At 65.6% G+C, this 18,035-nt stretch carries 17 protein-coding genes; 14 read left to right on the forward strand and 3 right to left on the reverse strand.

Annotation, left to right across the window (positions count from 1 at the left end; translation table 11 throughout):
- Window positions 1-33: 33 nt before the first annotated feature.
- A complete protein-coding gene (locus GC148_RS00420; RefSeq protein ID WP_291068044.1) occupies window positions 34-630 on the reverse strand; it encodes an RNA polymerase sigma factor in 597 nt (198 codons plus the stop codon).
- Window positions 631-958: 328 nt separating this feature from the next.
- On the opposite strand from GC148_RS00420, the gene GC148_RS00425 reads away from it, so the two are divergent.
- A complete protein-coding gene (locus tag GC148_RS00425) occupies window positions 959-2,425 on the forward strand; it encodes a sigma-54 dependent transcriptional regulator (RefSeq protein ID WP_291068045.1) in 1,467 nt (488 codons plus the stop codon).
- Window positions 2,426-2,492: 67 nt separating this feature from the next.
- On the opposite strand, the gene GC148_RS00430 is transcribed toward GC148_RS00425, so the two are convergent.
- Window positions 2,493-3,683, reverse strand: coding sequence for an MFS transporter (locus GC148_RS00430; RefSeq protein ID WP_291068046.1), 1,191 nt, complete (start codon window positions 3,681-3,683; stop codon window positions 2,493-2,495).
- Between the two features lie 103 nt (window positions 3,684-3,786).
- Complete coding sequence (locus GC148_RS00435) at window positions 3,787-4,704, reverse strand: hydrogen peroxide-inducible genes activator (RefSeq protein WP_291068047.1); 918 nt, start codon at window positions 4,702-4,704, stop codon at window positions 3,787-3,789.
- Window positions 4,705-4,835: 131 nt separating this feature from the next.
- Between GC148_RS00435 and GC148_RS00440 the strand changes: the two genes are divergently transcribed.
- The 13 genes from GC148_RS00440 (at window position 4,836) to GC148_RS00500 (ending at window position 18,029) form a co-directional block, all read left to right on the forward strand.
- Window positions 4,836-5,393: a peroxiredoxin gene (locus GC148_RS00440; protein WP_291068048.1), complete on the forward strand. Its 558-nt coding sequence runs from the start codon at window positions 4,836-4,838 to the stop codon at window positions 5,391-5,393.
- Window positions 5,394-5,526: 133 nt separating this feature from the next.
- Window positions 5,527-6,069, forward strand: coding sequence for a carboxymuconolactone decarboxylase family protein (locus GC148_RS00445; protein ID WP_291068049.1), 543 nt, complete (start codon window positions 5,527-5,529; stop codon window positions 6,067-6,069).
- Window positions 6,070-6,380: 311 nt separating this feature from the next.
- Window positions 6,381-6,944 carry a hypothetical protein gene (locus tag GC148_RS00450; protein ID WP_291068050.1) on the forward strand — a complete coding sequence of 188 codons (564 nt, stop codon included), beginning with the start codon at window positions 6,381-6,383 and terminating at the stop codon, window positions 6,942-6,944.
- Complete coding sequence (gene rsmH, locus GC148_RS00455; protein WP_366062889.1) at window positions 6,944-7,972, forward strand: 16S rRNA (cytosine(1402)-N(4))-methyltransferase RsmH; 1,029 nt, start codon at window positions 6,944-6,946, stop codon at window positions 7,970-7,972. The genes GC148_RS00450 and rsmH overlap by 1 nt, the downstream gene beginning before the upstream one ends.
- Window positions 7,969-8,304 (forward strand): cell division protein FtsL, encoded by a 336-nt coding sequence (ftsL, locus tag GC148_RS00460; RefSeq protein WP_291068052.1) that lies wholly within the window; start codon window positions 7,969-7,971, stop codon window positions 8,302-8,304. Before rsmH ends, ftsL begins: the two co-directional genes overlap by 4 nt.
- Window positions 8,301-9,932 carry a penicillin-binding protein 2 gene (locus tag GC148_RS00465; RefSeq protein ID WP_291068053.1) on the forward strand — a complete coding sequence of 544 codons (1,632 nt, stop codon included), beginning with the start codon at window positions 8,301-8,303 and terminating at the stop codon, window positions 9,930-9,932. Before ftsL ends, GC148_RS00465 begins: the two co-directional genes overlap by 4 nt.
- Entirely contained in the window at window positions 9,929-11,365 is a 1,437-nt protein-coding gene (locus tag GC148_RS00470; protein WP_291068054.1) for a UDP-N-acetylmuramoyl-L-alanyl-D-glutamate--2,6-diaminopimelate ligase, read from the forward strand. Before GC148_RS00465 ends, GC148_RS00470 begins: the two co-directional genes overlap by 4 nt.
- Window positions 11,362-12,798: a UDP-N-acetylmuramoyl-tripeptide--D-alanyl-D-alanine ligase gene (murF, locus tag GC148_RS00475; protein WP_291068055.1), complete on the forward strand. Its 1,437-nt coding sequence runs from the start codon at window positions 11,362-11,364 to the stop codon at window positions 12,796-12,798. The genes GC148_RS00470 and murF overlap by 4 nt, the downstream gene beginning before the upstream one ends.
- On the forward strand, window positions 12,798-13,991 hold the full coding sequence (gene mraY / locus GC148_RS00480) for a phospho-N-acetylmuramoyl-pentapeptide-transferase (protein WP_291068056.1): 1,194 nt from the start codon (window positions 12,798-12,800) through the stop codon (window positions 13,989-13,991). The genes murF and mraY overlap by 1 nt, the downstream gene beginning before the upstream one ends.
- 10 nt (window positions 13,992-14,001) lie before the next feature.
- Window positions 14,002-15,417: a UDP-N-acetylmuramoyl-L-alanine--D-glutamate ligase gene (murD, locus tag GC148_RS00485; RefSeq protein WP_291068057.1), complete on the forward strand. Its 1,416-nt coding sequence runs from the start codon at window positions 14,002-14,004 to the stop codon at window positions 15,415-15,417.
- A complete protein-coding gene (locus GC148_RS00490) occupies window positions 15,414-16,565 on the forward strand; it encodes a putative peptidoglycan glycosyltransferase FtsW (RefSeq protein WP_291068058.1) in 1,152 nt (383 codons plus the stop codon). The genes murD and GC148_RS00490 overlap by 4 nt, the downstream gene beginning before the upstream one ends.
- A complete protein-coding gene (murG, locus tag GC148_RS00495; RefSeq protein ID WP_291068059.1) occupies window positions 16,558-17,658 on the forward strand; it encodes an undecaprenyldiphospho-muramoylpentapeptide beta-N-acetylglucosaminyltransferase in 1,101 nt (366 codons plus the stop codon). Before GC148_RS00490 ends, murG begins: the two co-directional genes overlap by 8 nt.
- The gene (locus tag GC148_RS00500; protein ID WP_291068060.1) at window positions 17,655-18,029 is read left to right on the forward strand and encodes a hypothetical protein; all 375 of its coding nucleotides are present in this window, start codon (window positions 17,655-17,657) and stop codon (window positions 18,027-18,029) included. The genes murG and GC148_RS00500 overlap by 4 nt, the downstream gene beginning before the upstream one ends.
- Window positions 18,030-18,035: the final 6 nt, after the last annotated feature.

Raw genomic sequence — 18,035 nt, forward strand, 5'->3', positions numbered from 1 at the left:
CGGCGAGGCCGCCGTGCGGCGGCCTTCAGTGGTTTACGCCGCTTTTGGCCGGACCGGCGGCGTGTCCTGATTGCTGGACAGGGCGCTCTCCAGACGTTCTATCAGGATGAGGCGCGCGCGGCTGACGCGGCTTTTCATGGTGCCGGTGGCGACATTGCAGGCCTCGGCCGCCTCCTCATAGGAGAAGCCGAGCCCCAGCACGAGGCCGATGGCGTCGGCCATGTCGGGCGGCAGGCGCGAGATCGCCGCCATCAGGTCGGCGACGCTGGCGGCATCTTCGGGCGTGCGGGTATCGATCAGCCTGTCCTGGATTTCCTCGTCGGGCATCGCGGTCATGCGGCGGTCGCGGCGCAGGCGCTGCAGCCATTCATTGCGCAGGATACGGAAGATCCAGGGGCGGAAATGGCGGCCGGTTTCGAAGCTGGCAAAGGCCGAGAGGGCGCGGATGCAGGCGTCCTGGACGCAGTCGTCGGCGAGGTGCGGGTCGCCGCAGAGATTGCGGGCATAGGCGCGCAGGGCGGGCAGGCACTCCTCGACCAGGGCGGCGAACAGGGCGTCGCGGTCACCCGCGCTGGGTTCGGCGGCGCGTGCTTCGGGCGGGGGGCACGCGTGGCGCCGGGGGTCGGCCATGTCGTGGATCTCGTGTTCGGTTAATCGTGTTGATGCGCCTTAAAGTTTAACAAAGGGTTGGTCAAAAGTCGCAATGATCCCGCTGGACAGCTCGGGGCGATCCGGCGGCCTGTGCTGCGGCCGCTGCAGAACAGGCGTGACGTCGCGGCAAGGCCCATCGCGCACGCGGAGCGCGCAAACCTTAAGGCGAGGCGGGCGGGCCGGTCGGTCAAATTTCACCGATTGTGCAAACCGTACTTCCACGCGTTTGTGTCAGAACGGGCCGTAACGATGTGGCACGGTGCGTCCTGAGGCGTCCGTGCACGGATTAGACCTGAAGGGTATGACCATGGCCAAGACGATTCTCGTGATCGATGACGATCCGACCCAGCGCCGCCTGTTGCAGGCGGCCGTGGAGAAGGCGGGCTTTGCCTGCCGCACGGCGCCGGATGGCGAGACCGGGATCGCGACCGCTTGCGAAGCCCGCGAAGGCATCGATGTAGTGCTGCTGGATCTGACGATGCCGGGCCTGTCGGGCATGGAGACGTTGGACCGTCTGGCCGAGCGCCGCGCGGACCTGCCGGTCATCATGCTGACCGCGACGAGCGGGATCGATACGATCGTGCAGGCGATGCGCCGCGGGGCGGTGGACTTCATTGTCAAGCCGGCGAACCCCGAGCGTGTGGTCGTCAGTATCCGGAACGCCCTGAAGATGCAGAGTCTGACCGGCGAAGTGAAACGCCTGTCGCGCAAGGCCGAAGGCGGCATGCGCTTCGAGGACATGATTGCGTCGGCGCCGTCGATGCGCGGCGTGCTGCGCATGGCAGAGCGGGCGTCGGCGTCGGATATCCCGGTGCTCATCCTTGGCGAAAGCGGTGTGGGTAAAGAGGTGATGGCGCGCTGCATCCAGGGCGCTTCCAGTCGCGCCGGTAAGCCGTTCGTGACGGTGAACTGCGGCGCGATCCCGGAAAACCTCGTGGAGTCGATCCTGTTCGGCCATGAGAAGGGCGCCTTCACGGGCGCTGTGTCGAAATCGCTCGGCAAGTTTGTCGAGGCCGATGGCGGCACGCTGTTCCTCGATGAAGTGGGCGAGCTGCCGCTCGATGCGCAGGTGAAGCTGCTCCGTGTGCTGCAGGAAGGCGAAGTGGACGCCGTGGGTTCGCGCCGTCCGACCAAGGTTAATGTGCGCATCATCTCGGCCACGAACCGCGACCTCGAAGGCCAGGTGAAAGCCGGCACGTTCCGCGAGGACCTGTTCTACCGCCTCAACGTCTTCCCGCTCGACATGCCGTCGCTGCGCGAACGCCGCGAAGACATTCCGGCGCTGGTGGATCACTTCATCGCCAGATTCAATGCAAGCGAAGGCGCGAAAGTGACCGGCGCGGCGCCGGACACGATGAAGATGCTGCACGCCTATGACTGGCCCGGCAACGTACGCCAGCTGGAGAACGCGGTGTTCCGCGCGGTCGTGCTGTGCGACGGCGAACTGCTGCGTCCGCAGGACTTCCCGCAGATCTCCGGCCAGATGCCGGAAGCGGCCAGCCTGCCCGCCGTGCCTGAGCTGCGTCCGGCAGTGCCGGTGGCGGCGAATGATGCGATGCCGGTCGACCCCGAAAGCCCAGTGGCGATCAAGGACAAGGACGGTGAACTGCGCAGCCTGCAGGATATCGAACGCGACCTTCTTCAGTATGCGATCGAATTCTATGACGGCCATATGAGCGAAGTCTCGCGCCGTCTCGGGATCGGCCGCTCGACGCTGTACCGCAAGGTGCGGGAATACGATCTCGACGTCCGCGGCGAACGCGAAGCCGGATAACAAGGCCGAAGGTCAAAGGGAAAACAGGATGCGGCCCTTCGGGGCCGCATTTTTTTGTGCCGTCCGGTCAACCCGGCCCGGCCGCCATTGCGGCGCGCCGTCCGGCGCGCCAGGCGATGGCGAGGCCGGCGAACGTGACGAGCGACATCAGCCAGTAAAGCTTTGTCTGAGCCTCGATGCCGCCCGGCGCGAGCGCGTCATAGGCGAGGCCCGAGGCAAACCCGGTCACCGCCATGGCGGGGCCGAAGATCAGCGCGCCATTGGCGGAATAGGAGAGCGGCAACTGGTCTTCCGGCAAACGGGCTTGCAGGAAGCGCATCGTACCGAGATGGGTCATGGCGAAGCTGGCCGCGTGCAAGGTCTGAAACACATAGACCGCGCCCATCGGCAGCACGAAGCCGGCCGCCGTCCAGCGCAGGAGCGCGCCCATGCCGCCTAGCCAGAGAAGCGTGTAAACGCCGGTATCCTTCAGCAGCCGGCGCGACAGGAGCAGCAACAGGATCTCGGCGGCCACGCCGGTGGCCCAGAGCGCGCCGATATGGCCGCCGTCAATGCCCTGCGCGATCCAGATGTTGGAAGCGAAGGCGTAGTAGGCGCCATGGCTTGCCTGGATCAGCGAGGCGGCAATCAGATAGATCAGTACACCGTCAATCCGGTAAAGGGCGAAGGCCTGCGAGAAGGTCGACCAGAGCGGGCGGCGGGTGATGACCGTGCGCGCGCCGCGCTTGGTCAGCAGCGGCCCGATACTGGCGATGCAGGATGCGGCGATGAGATAGCCGAGCACCCAGTCGGGCCCCCAGGCGCCGAGGATTGCGCCGCCGGCAAGATTGGAGATCACGAACGCGGCCGACGCCATGGCGCGGCCCTCACCATAGTCCGGGCGGCCATACCGTGTGCCATAAACGAGGATCGCTTCGAACAGCGGGCCGACGAGGTTCATGGCGCTGTAGACAAGGACGCACAGGAAGAAGTCGACGGCGCGCGGCGAGTCCGGGAACAGCAGGACATAGCCCGCCAGCACGATGGCCATGACCGAAGCGAGCGTGGCGCGCAGGCCGTGATCCTGTGCAATGCCCGCCGAGAAGGGGCCAGCGAAGATGCGGATGACGATGGCGATCGTGCTGGCGCCGGCGATTTCGGCGCCCGACATGCCGGCGGCCTTCTCCATCCAGACCGGCAGATAGGGCAGGTTCGCGCCGAGGACGAGATTGACCGCACCGGCTGCGAGGGTTGCCCGCCATGAGTCACTGAGAGTCATGCGCCGTGCCGTCCCGCCCCTGTGTCTGAACCTAATAGGCCAAGCCCGGGCGGCGCTGAAACCCCCGCGCGCAGATTATTCCGGGGTGTTGCCGCGCGGCCCGTCAGGCGTGCTGGGCGGCGCGCGGTTTCAGCTGGTCGCGGACGAATTCGCCGAGCTTGCGGGCCTCGGCGGCGCGCGGGCTGCCGGCCTTCCAGGCAATGCCGATCTGACGGCCGACCACCGGGGTGACAAAGGAGCGGACGGCGACATCCGGGCCGAGGGCGAGGCCGTTATCGGCCGCGAGGCGCGGGATCAGCGAGACGCCAAGTCCGCCCGCGACCATGTTGACCAGTGTGCCGAGCGATGTGGCGGCGACTTGCTCGCGCCCGGTGCCCGCCTTCAGGCGGCACAGCGACAGCGCATGCTCGCGCAGGCAGTGGCCGTCTTCGAGCAGCAGCAGGTCCTCGCCCGCGAGGTCTTCGGGCGCGAGGCCGTTCTTGCGGGCGAGCGGGTGACCCGAAGGGGCAGCGAGCAGGAACTCGTCGTCGAACAGGGTCATGGTCTCGATGCCGGGTGCGTCCCAGGGCAGCGCGATGAAGGCGGCGTCGACCGTGCGGGCCCTCAGCTGGTCGACGAGCCGGCTGGTGCGGTCTTCGGTGAGGTAGAGCTTCAGGTCGGGATATTCCCGGGTCAGCAGGCTGACCGTCTGGGGCAACACAAAGGGCGCGATGGTGGGGATGGCGCCCAGATGAAAGGGGCCGGAGAAGAGGGCGCCGGCCGTGGTGACCGACTGGACGAGGGCGTGGGCGTCCCCCAGCAGGGCAGAGGCCCGGGCGGCCGCGATCTCGCCCGCATGGGTCAACGTGGCGCCCCGCGATTCGCGTTCCGCCAGTGAAACGCCGAGAATGTCCTCGAGTTCCTTGATCCCGGCCGACAGAGTCGGCTGGGTGACATGGCAGGCCTCGGCGGCGCGCGAGAACGAGCCGGTCTCTCCAAGGGCGACAAGGAACTGCAGCTGGCGAAAGGTCGGGAGGGTCATAGTTTAACTCTATATCTCATGGCGGAATAATCAATTTTCTTTATCTGCTGCAGCGCAGCAATTGTCCAGAGGACTCATCGTTCACCGTGGTGAGTCGTCCATCCGAATTTTCCACTGCAGGAGACCTCCCCATGCTTGGCATTGGCCAAAAGCTGCCCGAATTCAGCGTGACCGGCGTGAAGCCGAAATTCATGCGTCACGAAGAGAACGGCGAAAGCGCGTTCGAGACCATCGACCAGAACAGCTTCGCAGGTCTCTGGAAGGTCATCTTCTTCTATCCGAAGGACTTTACCTTCGTCTGCCCGACCGAAATCGCCGAGTTCGCCCGCCTGACACCGGAATTCGCGGACCGCGACGCGGTGGTCCTGGGCGGTTCGACCGACAACGAGTTCGTGAAACTCGCCTGGCGCCGTGAGCATCCGGATCTGCACGCGCTGAAGATGTGGCAGTTTGCCGACACCAATGGCTCGCTGGTCGATGGCCTGGGCGTGCGTGAGCCGGATGCGGGCGTTGCTTATCGCGCGACCTTCATCGTCGATCCGCACAATGTCATCCAGCACGTCTACGTCACCAATCTGAACGTCGGCCGTAACCCGCAGGACACGCTGCGCGTGCTCGACGCGCTGCAGACCGACGAGCTGTGCCCGTGCAACCGTCCGGTTGGCGGCAAGACGCTCGAACTGGCCTGATCCGTCCGGATTCGGCCTGACCCCATCCATCCGGCCCTGGCGCCGCTTCGCGCGTTCCCCCACCCAGCGCGAAGCTGTTTGCTCCGGGGCCGGATGGTTCCTTCCAGATCCTGTTGCAGGAGCCGTTTGAACCATGTCGCTCGAAACCCTCAAGACCCTGATCCCGGACTACGCCAAGGATATCCGGCTGAACATCGGTTCGCTGGCCAATGAAACGATCCTCACGGAGCAGCAGAAATATGGCTGCTTCCTCGCCTGTGCGCATGCGGCCGGCGAGCCGGCAACGTTGCGCGCGGTCGATGCCGAAGTGCGTCTGTTCCTGTCGGCGGAAGCCCTCGCAGCGGCGAAGTCGGCCAGCGCGATCATGGGCATGAACAATGTCTATTACCGCGCCACCCACCTCCTTTCGAACACGACCTACCAGACCATGCCCGCCCGTCTGCGGATGAACGTGATCGGCAATCCCGGTGTTCCGAGGGCGGATTTCGAGCTCTGGTCGATGGCTGTGTCGGCGATCAATGGCTGCGGCATGTGCCTCGATGCGCACGAAGCGGAGCTGCGCAAGCATGGCATGACCAGCGAGCAGATCCAGGCCGCGCTGCGGATCGGGGCGGTGGTGAATGCCGTTGCCTGCGTGATGGCGGCCGAAAAGGCGCTGCAGACCGAGCCGGCCTGAGCCGGTTTGAAACGAAAATGACGGGCCCCCGGATCCATGGATCCGGGGGCCTTGTTTTTGGGCGGCGCTGCATTGCAATCGTGTAAGGTTCGCTGCGCGTTGGGGTAGACGCATCGCTTGGTTGGCGACCGATGCGGCATCGCAACACACACTGGCAAGTCCCGGAAATAGTTCGAAAATTTGATCGCCTTGTACGCGAGCGGATAATCCGTGTTCACCCGGTTCCGCCGATGAACTCATTTTGTTCCCGAATTGGTCTTATGTGGAAATCCTGATTCGCTTCAGGCGCCCATTGAGACCCATAGTCGCCCATGATAGTCCACGTTTACACATGGTTTACCCATGGCGGGGTTGAGGCAAATCAAGACAAGGACGGGCGGGTGTTTTTTTCCACCTATGAGGGTGCTATTGACGCAAAAGGGCGGGTTTCGATCCCGGCACCCTTCCGCGCTGCGCTTGGTGGAAACACCCGCGTTTTCATCTGGGTAGCGCCCGACGGATCGGGCGCGCTGGAAGGCGGCGGGGAGGCCCTGATGGAGCTTTACGCCGAGACGCTGGCCGAGCTGCCGCTGCAATCCCCAGTTCGGGAAGCCTTCGTCACGTCGGTGATTGCCGGGTCCGCCGATCTCAAGATCGACGACACGGGCCGGATCAAGCTGCCGGACGATTTCTGCGAGGCGGCGGGGCTGTCGGGCCGGATCCGGTTCACAGGCGCGATCGAGAGTTTCAAGATCTGGGACCCTGCCCGGTTTGACGCTCACCGCGCCAAGCAGGCCGGTATCGCGCAGCGCCCCGATACGCTGGAAGCCTTCCACGCCGCCTACAACCAGGTGCGCAAGCGCCGGGCGGCGGCGCTGCGGGGGGAGGCTGAATGATGGCGGCTCGCACACCTGCCCGCCCGGCCGCCGCGCCGGGCCACCTGCCCGTCATGCTCGCCGAAGTGCTGGAAACGCTGGCGCCGGTGGACGGCGATGTGATTGCCGATGGTACGTTCGGTGGCGGCGGCTATTCGCGCGCGATCCTGACGGCAGCGGCTTGCACCGTGATCGGTATCGACCGCGATCTCGACGCCATTGTGCGCGCCGAACGTCTGGCGGCGGAGTTTCCGCGTCTCGTGCCGCTGCTCGGCCGGTTCGGCGATCTCGACTCCCTGCTGGAAGCAGCCGGACACGCCCGGGTCGACGGTGTGGTGCTGGACATCGGCGTGTCGAGTTTCCAGATCGACGAGGCGATCCGCGGCTTCTCCTTCATGAAGGATGGTCCGCTGGACATGCGCATGGGCGCGTCCGGCCCATCAGCGGCCGATGTGGTTAACCAGATGGCTGAACGCGACCTGGCAAACATCATTTTCCGGCTCGGCGAAGAGCGTAATGGGCGCCGGATCGCCCGGGCCATCGTCGAGCGCCGGGCGACCGAGCCGTTCACGACGACGGCGGATCTGGCCGCGCTGGTCGAGACGGCAGTCGGCGGGCGGCGCGGCGCGCGCATGCACCCGGCCACGCAGACCTTCCAGGCGATCCGGATGTACGTGAACGACGAGCTGGGCGAGCTGGCTCGCGGACTGGTGGCGGCCGAGAAGGTTCTGCGGCCCGGAGGGCGGCTTGTGGTGGTGACGTTCCACTCGCTGGAAGACCGGCTGGTGAAACAGTGGCTGCGCGAGCGTTCGGGCGGTGTTCCGGCCGGATCGCGCCATATGCCCCTGATGTCGAAGCCGAAGCCGCCGAGCTTCGAGCAGATTACAAACAAGGCGCTGCAACCTTCTGAAAAGGAAGTGGAAACCAATCCACGGGCACGCTCTGCAAGACTGCGGGCGGCGATCCGGACGGATGCTGCCGCCTTTGGTGGTCCGGCGGATGATGGAATGGGCCTGCCGCCGATCTCTGAATTGGAGGTATCGCGATGAGCCGGCGAGCATTTTTCTTCGGGCTTCTGGTGGCCGCTGTCCTGGTTTTCAGCCTGTACCGCGCGAAATATGGCGCGCGGGATACGGCGGCCGAACTGATGGCGGTCGAGGCCCAGATCGAAACAGCGCAAAAGGAAAAGGCGGTTCTCGAAACCGAGCTGGCCCATATGAGCCGGCGTGACTGGATCGAGGAATACGCCCGCAAGGAGCTGGGCATGGCCCCGCCCAAGGCGGACCAGATGGCGAGCGAAGACGATCTCGACGCTGTGGTCGGCCCGCCGACTGACGGCGTGCGCGCCGCGGACGCGCCGCAGACGGAGGCGACTCCATGAGCGAAGCCTCGCGCGACCGGACGCGGCTCGCAGGGCTTGTGCTCTGCGGGGTCTTCGTCGTCATGGCCGGGCGGGGCGGATACCTGGCATTGTCCGGCAAGTCGGCGGGTGATGCGGTCATCACGGCCGATCAGGCTGCGCCGCGCCTGGTGCGTGCCGACATTCTCGACCGGAATGGCGAGCTGATCGCCACCTCGGTCGAAACCTATTCCCTGTGGGCCAATCCGAGCATGATCTGGGACGCCGAAGAGGTCGCCATCGGCCTCAACCAGATGTTCCCCGAGATTGGTCTCGAGACCCTCAAATCGAAACTGTCCGATCCCAAGCGCAAGTTCGAATGGGTCAAGCGCGGGCTCACCCCGCGCCAGCGCGAAGCGGTGATGGCGCTCAAGTTCGAAGGGCTGAATTTCCGCTCGGAAATGCGCCGTGCCTATCCGCTGGGCGAACTCGCCGGCGCCGTGCTCGGGCAGGTCGATCTTGACGGCAAGGGCATCGCCGGCGCCGAGCGAACCTTTAATGCGGAGTTGAAGGCCGGCGTGCCGGTGCACTTGACGCTCGACATCGAGGTGCAGACCGCGCTGGAAGCCGAGCTTGCGGCGGCCGCAACGGATTATGACATGGACGGCGCGGCGGCGATCCTGATGGATACGCACACCGGTGAAATCCTCGGCATGGCGAGCTGGCCTGCCTATGACCCGAACCGCCCGGCCGACTTTCCGGCCAACCATCCGGCGCGCATGAACCGCGCGATCGGCGCCGTGTACGAACTCGGCTCGGTGTTCAAGCCGCTGACCATTGCCGCGGCCCTCGAAGCCGGTGCCGTGCATCCCGACAGCCGGTTCAACGTCAGCGAACCGATCCAGCTCGGCCGGTTCACGGTCACCGATACGCACAAGTTTGCGGAGACGGCGGACCTCACCGAGATCATCGTGCAGAGTTCGAATATCGGCACCGTGCATGTGGCGCGCGCGCTCGGCATTCCCCGCCAGACCGAGTTCCTCAAGGCGGCCGGCCTGCTGGACAAGGCCGCCATCGAATTGCCGGGCAGCGAAGCGCCGATCAAGCCGGAGCACATGACCGAGGTGTCGGCAGCGACCATTTCCTACGGGCATGGTCTTTCGGTCACGCCGCTGGCGTTCCTGTCGGCCTTTGCGGCGCTCGGCAATGGCGGCGAATTGATGCCGCCGACGCTGCGCCTCGATCCGGATCGCAAGTGGAAGCCCGTGCCGCTGATGTCGGCGGTCACCGCCGAGACGGTCACCCGGATGATGCGGGAATCGGTTATCCGCGGCACCGGCGAAACCGCAGACGTCGAAGGTTACCGCGTGGCGGGCAAGACCGGCACCGGCGAGAAGCCGCTGAACGGCGGCTATGACAAGAATGCCAATATCTCGAGCTTTGCTGCCGTCTTTCCAGAAGACGGCCCGCAATATGCCCTGATTGTGACGCTGGATGATCCAAAGGCCCGTGCGGGCCGTGGTGCAACGGCGTCCGGAAGTTCGGCCCCCGTGGCGGGCCGGATCATCGAACGTGTCGCGCCTATCCTGGGGGTCACGCCGCGCTTCGACACGAACCGCCCGCTGCGAACGGGCTTCTCGGACCAGACTCCAGAAAGGAGCGCTCTGTGAAATTGAAGGACCTCTTCCCGCTTGCCGAGAATGGCGAGACCGAGATCCTCGGACTGACGGCTGACAGCCGCCGGGTGCAGCCGGGTTGGCTGTTCGCGGCGCTGAAGGGCTCGGTGCATGATGGCACCCGGTTTGCGGCCCAGGCGATTGCCCAGGGCGCGGCCGCTGTGCTTTCGGATGGCAGCGCCGAGACGGGCACGACGCCGCACGTGGTGGCAGATGAGCCCCGCCGGGCGCTGGCGCTTGCCGCAAAACGCTTCCATGCTGCGCAGCCTGCCACAGTCGTCGCCATCACCGGAACGAATGGCAAGTCCTCGACGGTGGATTTTGCGCGCCAGATCTGGAGCGGCGCAGGCTACAAGGCGGCCTCGATGGGCACGCTGGGCGCCATCGGACCGAACGGCAAGATCGATGTGGGTCACACGACGCCCGATCCGGTCACCATCCACCAGACGCTGGAACTTCTGGCCGGGCAGGGCGTGACGCATTGCGCCATGGAGGCGTCGAGCCATGGTCTGGAACAGCACCGGCTGGACGGCGTGGACCTTGCGGCCGTCGGGTTCTTGAACTTCACGCAGGACCATCTCGATTATCACGGCACGATGGAGGAATACCTCCAGTCGAAGCTGAAACTGTTCCGCACGCTGGCGCCGAAAGGCGTGCCGGCGATCGTCAACGCCGATAGTCCGCAGCGGGACGATTTCGAAGCGGCGGCGAACGCGGCGGGCCTGAAGGTCGTCTCGTTCGGCTGGAAGGGCGAGGATCTCTGGATCGACGAGCTGATGCCGAAGGCAACCGGGCAGTCGCTGTTCCTCTACTGGCGCGACGTGGAGCAGAAGCCGGTCGAGTTGCCGCTGATCGGTGAGTTCCAGGCGCTGAACGCGCTGGCGGCGGCGGCGATCTGCCTGTCGCTGGGCATGGACTTCCCGGCCGTGGCCGAGGGCCTGTCGAAACTGAAACCGGTCAAAGGCCGCCTCGAATTCGTCGGCAAGACGGAGACGGGAGCGGCCGTGTTCGTGGATTACGCGCACACGCCGGACGGGCTGGACGTGCTGCTGCGCGCGGTTCGCCCGCACACGGCCGGACGGCTGAAGGTGATCTTCGGCTGCGGCGGCGACCGGGACGCGCGCAAGCGTCCGATCATGGGCGAGATCGCTTCGCGCCAGGCCGATGACGTGATCGTCACCGACGACAATCCGCGTTCGGAGGATCCGGCCAAGATCCGCGCGGCCGTGCTGGGCGGCGCCCGGGGCGCGCGCGAGATCGGCGACCGGGCGGAAGCGATCCGCACGGTGATCGGCGAGCTCAAGAAGGGCGACACGCTGGTGATCGCCGGCAAGGGGCACGAGACCGGCCAGATCATCGGCACGGATATCCTGCCATTCTCTGATCAGGACACAGCGCTCGCGGCGCTCAAGGAAGGTGCCCTATGAGCGCGCCCCTCTGGACGTCCGAGGATATCGAGTTGGCGACCGGCGGCACAGCGAGTGCGCCGTTCACGGTGACAGGCAGCGTGTCCATCGACACGCGCAGTCTGCAGCCCGGCGACCTGTTTGTGGCGCTGACCGATCAGCGCGACGGGCATGATTTCGTCGAAGCCGCCTTCAAGGCCGGTGCAGCCGGCGCCTTGGTGTCGAAGCCGGTCGGCGGCGGACCGGTGGTGCAGGTGGACGATGTGCTCGAAGCGCTGACCGCGCTCGGCATTGCGGCGCGCATCCGCTGCGGCGCGATCCGCACGGCGGTGACCGGCTCCGCGGGCAAGACCTCGGTCAAGGAAATGCTGGCGCGCATCTATGCAGCCTTCGGCCCGGCCCATTCGAACGCCAAGAGTTTCAACAATCACTGGGGCGTGCCCCTGACGCTGGCGCGGATGCCGGAAGACACGCAGCGCGCGGTCTTCGAGATCGGCATGAACACGCCGGGCGAGATTGCGCCGCGCAGCCATATGGTGCGCCCGCAGATCGGGATCATCACCTGTATCGGAGCCGCCCATCTGGAAGGCCTCGGCTCGGTCGAGGCCATTGCGCTGGAGAAGTCGGATATCTTCGCCGGTCTTGAAGCGGGCGGAACCATCATCCTGCCGGCCGACGATGTGTTCCTGGATTTCCTGGCCGAACGTGCCCGCGAACTCTGCCCGACCGGCAATGTCGAAACCTTCGGCCGTTCGGAAGACGCCACCGCGCGCATCACCGGTTACGAGACCGATGGCAAGACGAGCCGCATCACGGTGGATGTCGTCGGGCGAACGGCCACAGTGACGATCAATGCCGTCGGCGAACATTGGGCGTCGAATGTAGCCGCCGCCCTGCTCGCGGCCAGCCAGACTGGCCGCTCGGTGGCCGAGTGCGCCGAAGCGCTCAACGGATACGCGCCGCCGCCGGGCCGGGGCACAGCGGAGACGCTGGCACTGCCGGATGGCGGAAGTTTCACTTTGATCGACGACGCCTACAATGCAAACCCGGCCAGCATGCGCGCGGCGTTGAAATCGCTCGCACAGCGTACCGGCGGTCGTCGTCTCGCAGCGCTGGGCGACATGCGCGAGATCGGTTCGTCCTCGGCGGAAGAGCACATCGCCCTCGCCGGCCCGGTTGTCGAAGCAGGGGTCGAGGGAATTTTCCTCGCAGGCCCGGAAATGCAGCGCCTTGCAGAGGCGCTGCCACCGGGATTGCCGCAGGCATCTGCTCCGTCAGCGGATGACTTGTGGAATCAGCTGCAAAAGGCCCTGAAGGACGGCGATCTGCTCTTGATCAAAGGGTCGAATGCCTCCGGTATGGGACGGTTAGCGGACCGCTTGCGCCAATGGAGTGCAGCGGCCGGTTTGGGCAAGATGGAAAGCAGTCCAGAAGGGGCTGCGAGGACAAGCTGATGCTTTACGAATGGCTCGCTGCGCCGAGTGGCGCCTTCAATCTTCTGAACTACATCACCTTCCGCACCGGTGCGGCAGTCGTCACGGCATTCCTCGTCACGGTCCTGTTCGGCGATGCGATGATCAACGCGCTGCGCGCCCGCCAGGGCAAGGGCCAGCCAATACGCGATCTCTCGCTCGAAGCGCAGATGTCGAAGAAGGGCACGCCTACGATGGGCGGGTTGCTGATCTGGCTCGGCCTGATCGTTGCAGTCGCGTTCTGGGGTAACCTGAAGAACCCCTATGTCTGGGTGACGCTGTTCGTCACCTTCTCCTACGCCTTCCTCGGTTTCCTCGATGACTTCGCCAAGGTGACCAAACAGTCGACCGATGGTGTGTCGGCGGGCGCGCGCCTCATCGCGGGCTTCGGCATCGCGGCGCTGGCCTGCGCGGTGATCATGGGCCTCCACGGCGCCCATACGCCGGCCGGTCATGCCGAATGGGGGGCGTTGAACCCGCTCGCCGAATGGATTGCGGACTTTGCGCCCAAGACGTCGGTCCAGCCGGCCGATCCGGATTTCTCCGGCGGTGTCGCGGTGCCGTTCGTGAACAACTATTTCCTGCCCCTCGGAGGCTTCTTCATTCTGTTTGGCATGATCGTGATCGTCGGTGCCGCCAATGCCGTGAATTTTACGGACGGGCTGGACGGACTCGCGATCGTGCCGATGACCTTCGCCGCCGCCGCGTATGCGATGATCGCCTATCTCACCGGCAACTTCGTGTTCGCCGAATACCTCGGCATCCAGTTCGCCCCCGGCGCCGGTGAACTCGCCGTCGTGCTCGGCGCGATGATCGGCGCGGGCATGGGTTTCCTCTGGTACAACGCCTACCCCGCCAAGGTCTTCATGGGCGATACCGGCTCGCTCGGCCTCGGCGGCATGCTCGGCGTCGTGGCCGTGGCGACCAAGCACGAGTTCGCGCTGGTCGTGGTCGGCGGTCTGTTCGTGATCGAGGCGGTTTCGGTGCTGACCCAGATCGGCTGGTTCAAGATCACCAAACGCCTGACTGGGGAAGGCAAGCGCATCTTCCTGATGGCGCCCCTGCACCACCATTTCCAGAAGAAGAACTGGCCCGAGACGCGGGTCGTCGTCCGCTTCTGGATCCTGTCCGTCCTGTTCGCCCTCGCGGGCCTCGCCACATTGAAGCTGAGGTGACCGCCGCGCGATGATCCGCATCTCCGAATACTTTGCACGAGACGTTGCTGTGTATGGCCTCGGCCGCACAGGTCTCAGCGCTGCGCTGGCCCTGAAGGCCGGCGGCGCGCGCGTGCATGCATGGGATGACAATGAGGAAACACGCGCCAAGGCCGAAGCGGCCGGCATAGCCCTGTCCGACATCAACAAGCGCGACTGGCAGACCTTTGCTGCGCTCGTGTTGTCGCCCGGCATTCCCTACAAGTACCCGCAGCCGCACCGCCTGGTGCGGATGGCCGAGATGACCGGCGTGCCGGTGATCGGTGACATGGAGCTTTTCGCCCGCGCCGTGCAGGCCATGCCGGAGCGCAGCCGCCCGAAAGTCGTCGGCATTACCGGCACCAACGGCAAATCGACCACCACGGCGCTGATCGGGCACATCCTCAAAGAAGCGGGCCGCGATGTGCGCGTCGGCGGCAACATCGGCACCGGCGTTCTGGATCTCGCGCCGCTGCATTCGAACGCGGTCTATGTACTCGAGCTTTCGTCCTACCAGCTCGACCTCGTCAAAAGCCTGCACTGCAATGTGGCGGTGATGCTGAACCTGTCGCCGGACCATCTGGAGCGGCATGGCGGCATGGATGGCTATCAGGCCGCGAAGATGCGCATCTTCCAGAACCAGACGCCGCAGGACGTCGCGGTCATCGGATTCGACGATATCTATACCCAGTCGATGGCCATCGGCCTGTCGGCCAGCGGCCCGCAGAAGGTGACGCAGATTTCGTCCACCTACACGCTGGGCAAGGGCGTCAGCGCGGTCGAGGGGCGCCTCTATGACAACATGGGCGGCAAGGCCGAGTTCATCGGCAAGCTGGAAGACTGCCCCGCGCTGCAGGGCCGCCACAATTTCCAGAACGCGGCCGCGGCCTATGCCGCCTGCCGCGCGCTCGGGCTCGACCCTTCGACCATCATGGCCGGCCTCAAATCCTTTCCGGGTCTTGCCCACCGGATGGAGAATGTCGGCGCCATCGAAGGCGTGCGCTTCGTCAACGATTCCAAAGCCACGAATGCGCAAGCGGCCGAGCAGGCGCTGCGCGCCTTCAAGCACATCTACTGGATCGCCGGCGGCGTGGCGAAAGCCGAAGGGATCGCGCCACTGGCAGGCTGTTTCCCGAATGTCACCAAGGCCTACCTGATCGGGCAGGCGGAAGAGGCGTTCGCTGCCACGCTGCAGGGCAAGGTCGAAGTGCAGAAGTGCGGCACGCTGGAGCGCGCGATCGATGCGGCGTTCCGTGATGCACGCGCGTCGGGCGATCCCTCGCCGGTCATCCTGCTGTCGCCGGCCTGCGCGAGCTTCGACCAGTTCAAGGATTACGAACATCGCGGCGATGTGTTCCGCGATTACGTGAAGTCGATGATGCCGGCGCCGATGAAGGAGTCTGCGTGAACCCCGCCGCTGCAGGGCCGCTACTCCCGCGTTCGGATTCGTCCTGGTTTACCGAATGGCGCCGGACGCTCGACTGGGGCCTTGTGGCCGGCATCATGCTGCTCGCCGCAATCGGCATGCTGATGTCTCTGGCAGCTGGTCCGTCCGCCGCCACGCGCATCGGCTATGCGGACCCCTATCACTATGTCTACCGGCAGGTCTTGTTCTCGGTCATCGGCGTCGCGCTGATGCTGACCGTCAGCCTGCTTGACCGGACCTGGGCGCGGCGCCTTGCGCTGCTGGTCTTTGCCGGGGCCTTCGTCCTGATGACGGTGCTGTTGCTGGTCGGACGGGAGATCAACGGCGCGCAGAGCTGGTTCCGGTTCACCAATTTCTCCGTCCAGCCGAGCGAACTCGTGAAGCCGACCCTGATCGTGCTCTGCGCCTGGCTGCTGGCCCAGCGCGATCGCTATCCGGATGCGCCCTGGGCCATCATCGCCTTCGGCTTCTACGGTGCCACGCTGGCCGTGTTCATCCTTCAGCCGGATGTCGGCGGCGCCGCGCTGATGACGATGGCATTCCTCACGGCCTTCTATGTCAGCGGCCTGCCCAAGCGCTGGATCGTCGGGTTCGGCGCGGGCGGCGGCCTGCTCGCCATCCTGCTCTACAACCTGCTCCCGTACATACGCGTGCGCGTGAACACGATCCTCAACCCCAGTTCGGTCGACACATTCCAGATCGAGAAGACGATGGAGGCGATCGCGCGCGGCGGTCTGTTTGGCACCGGACCGGGCGAGGGCAAGGTGAAGATCCAGATTCCTGAAGCGCACACTGATTTCATCTTTGCCGTGATTGCCGAAGAATTCGGCCTGATCGCCATCGTCGCCGTGATGGCGATCTACGCGCTGATTGCGATCCGGGGCTTTCGCGCCGCCGCCCGGATCGAGGACGGCTTCGCCCGCACCGCCGCTGCAGGCCTGTTTGCCCTGTTCACCATCCAGGCGGCGGTCAACATTGGCGTCAATCTGGCCATCCTGCCGCCGACAGGCCTGACGCTGCCTTTCATCTCCTATGGCGGCTCGTCGATGGTCGGCATGGGATTGACGCTCGGCCTCGCGCTTGCTCTCGTGCGCGGCGAAGGCACGAGGAGCCGTGGGCCGTATGGCTAAACCACCCCGAGAGAAGCTGGTCGTGATCGCCGCTGGTGGAACGGGCGGCCACATGTTCCCGGCCCGCGCCTTTGCGGACGAGCTGCGCGCGCGCGGCTGGAAGACGGCGCTGATCTCCGATTCCCGCGGCTTGCGCTACGCAGCGGACTTTCCGGCAGACTGGAAGGAAGAGATCGAGGCCGCCTCGCCCAACTTCCGCAAGCCGTGGAAGCTTCCCGGCGCGGCGCTGAAGATCAATGCCGGCATCTCCAAAGCCTCGCGCCTCCTCAAACAGCACCGCCCGGCGCTGGTCGCCGGGTTCGGCGGCTATCCGGCCTTCCCGGCCCTCGCGGCCGCCCGGCGCCAGGGCGTGCCGATCATCATCCATGAACAGAACGCCGTGCTTGGCCGTGTAAACCGGCAATTCGCCAAGCATGCCAAGCTGGTCGCCAGCGGCTTTTCGCGGCTCGACTTCCTGCCCCAAGGCTCGGCCCATCTGGCGGTCGGCAACCCGGTACGCGCACCGATCCTGGCGGCGGCCAGCCGGCCTTTTCCGCCGACGGACGGCATGCTCAACATTTTCGTCACCGGCGGCAGCCAGGGCTCGCGCATCATCGGTGAGATGGTTCCGCTCGCGATTGCCCAGCAATTGCCGCCGCCCCTGATGGCGCGGATAAAGGTCGTGCAACAGGTGAGGGAAGAACAGGTCGAGAGCGTGCGGTCAGTCTACCGGGTCGCGAAGATCGATTGCGAGCTGGCGCCGTTCTTCTCCGACATGCCGGACCGCCTGGCGGATGCGCATCTGGTGATCGCCCGCTCCGGCGCCGGCACGGTCAGCGAACTTGCCGCTGTGGGCCGGCCGTCGATCCTGATCCCGCTGGCCATCGCCATGGACGACCACCAGGCGGCCAATGCCGAGGCGCTGACCGAAGTGGGCGCGGCGGACATGCTGCTGGAGTCGAATGTGACCCCCAAACTGCTCGGAGCGCTTATCGCCGCGCGGTTTTCCGATATGGAAGACCTCAAGGCCCGCGCGGCGGCGGCGAAATCGGCCGCCAAGCCCGACGCGGCCAGGGAACTGGCCGACATGGCCGAGAGGATCGCAGAACTATGACCCGGAATTCCGCGCTGCTGGCGCTGCCCTACGCTGCGGTGCTCGTGCTGTTGGACCTCGTGCTTTTGTCCCAGGGCGGCCGGGCGATAGCGCTCGCGATTGCGGGCCTGATCTGCGCGGTCACGCTCGGCTGGGGCGGCGTCCGCACGCTCAGCCAGGGTTCGTCCCGGCTACTGTCGGCAGCCTGGGGTGTCGCGGTCGGCACATTCTGGATGGCCTTCTTTTCGCACACCCTTTCCCTCAATGCGGGCGCACAATCGCCGTATGCAGGCGGCATGATCGGCGACGGTTTGCTGACGCTGGTGTTCGGCGGCCTGCTCGCCGCGGCCATCACCGGGCTGGTGCTGTCGCTGTCCCGACGGTCGATCTAGGAGTTC

It is taken from the genome of Hyphomonas sp. (assembly GCF_016125515.1).
GTDB lineage: Bacteria > Pseudomonadota > Alphaproteobacteria > Caulobacterales > Hyphomonadaceae > Hyphomonas.